This is a genomic window from Pseudomonas quercus (assembly GCF_012033695.1).
GTDB classification, from domain to species: Bacteria; Pseudomonadota; Gammaproteobacteria; order Pseudomonadales; family Pseudomonadaceae; genus Aquipseudomonas; species Aquipseudomonas quercus.
Genome location: NZ_JAAVJI010000046.1, coordinates 1 through 1,243, shown reverse-complemented (window position 1 = coordinate 1,243; position 1,243 = coordinate 1). Strand labels below are relative to the sequence as shown.

The following is a 1,243-nucleotide window of genomic DNA, read 5'->3' as shown; positions in this document are numbered from 1 at the left end:
AATGGCTCACCGCTAAACGGCGGACCCATGGAAAAGAATTCCACTGCGGCTGTGCCATCCCCTGGCCACAGCCTGTACAACAAGAAACACCCGAACCTGACAGCATTCACCCCAGTACGTGGCCACCGTGCCGCAGGCGGTGAAGCATGAGCCGCCTGAAGGTCGTCAAGCTCGCCCCCTCTGATCCCCACTCCGCTTTGCGCAGATCGGCCCGGCAACTCCCTGCCCGCCGTGACACCCCCCGTCACCTCTCCGAACAGCAACTTAAAAACCCCCTGATCCGTAGCGCCTATGAGCGCCTGAGCAACATGGACGCCTACCGTGGTCGCTACCTGCGCCGCCTGGATGGCGTTCACGGCGACCGCCGTACCCGCCGTGAGAAATTCTTGGCCATCGAGCGCGTAGCCGAACAGCTCCTGGTGCGCCTGGACCTGGCCACCAGCGTGCTGGGCTACATCGACCCCGCCAATGGCCGCTATGTTCTCAATACCCAATGCGGCATTGCCGAGGATGCAGGTATCTCACCCCCGGCACTCTGCCGTTTGCTGAAGACCCTGGACGATGCAGGTTACGTGTACCGCCGCGTCGAGCGCATTCGCCTGGACGAAAAGGACGACAACGGTTTGCACCTGGTGCGTACCCGCGTCCTGGTGCGCTTCACCAAACTGTTCTGGAAAGACCTTGGCCTGGCCTACGTGTACCAGCGTGTCCAGAAGTCGGCACAGAAGCGCCGCAAGGTCCAGCTGCTCGACATTGCGCAACAGCGCATGGCCGATATGGAAAAGCATTCGCTGGAGCAGATGCGCCGTGAAAGGTCGCGTGAGCGCTGGGAGGCCAAGGAAGCCCGCGAGGCCAAACAGGCCCCAGGCCATGCCCATAAGCCGTTACCGCCGTCTGTGACGCCAAGGCAGGGAGCCTTAAAGGCTGCTGCTGATCCGTTGAGCGCGCTGGACAAACTGTTAGCGTCGGCAGCCAGCAGGACCAAGTAACACCCTTACTTTGCCCGAAAACCTTATCCGCTCACGCGGAGGCCTTGTCACGCCTGCGATTTGAGGGGAAATTCTGCCCCGATGGAAGCACCGGCACGCGGCATCAGGACGGTTCTAAAAGTGCGCAAATCGGCTCCAAAATCACACCAGTGTTGGCCACCCCAGGCCATTTCTGTGGATAGCTTGAAATAACTGAAATTTTATACCCCTTTCAGTAACCCCCTCCGGGTAGAAACATTGCTTTGAGAGGTGGC

The 1,243-nt window shown here is 60.1% G+C and carries 1 protein-coding gene; it reads left to right on the top strand.

Features of this window, described 5'->3' with window-relative positions:
* The first annotated feature begins 146 nt into the window (after positions 1-146).
* Positions 147-989, top strand: coding sequence for a hypothetical protein (locus tag HBH25_RS22955; RefSeq protein WP_229632013.1), 843 nt, complete (start codon positions 147-149; stop codon positions 987-989).
* The last annotated feature ends 254 nt before the right edge of the window (positions 990-1,243 follow it).

Bases quoted from the DNA above. Each gene is read 5' to 3' on its own strand.
- HBH25_RS22955 (WP_229632013.1), top strand. From the start codon at position 147: ATGAGCCGCCTGAAGGTCGTCAAGCTCGCCCCCTCTGATCCCCACTCC.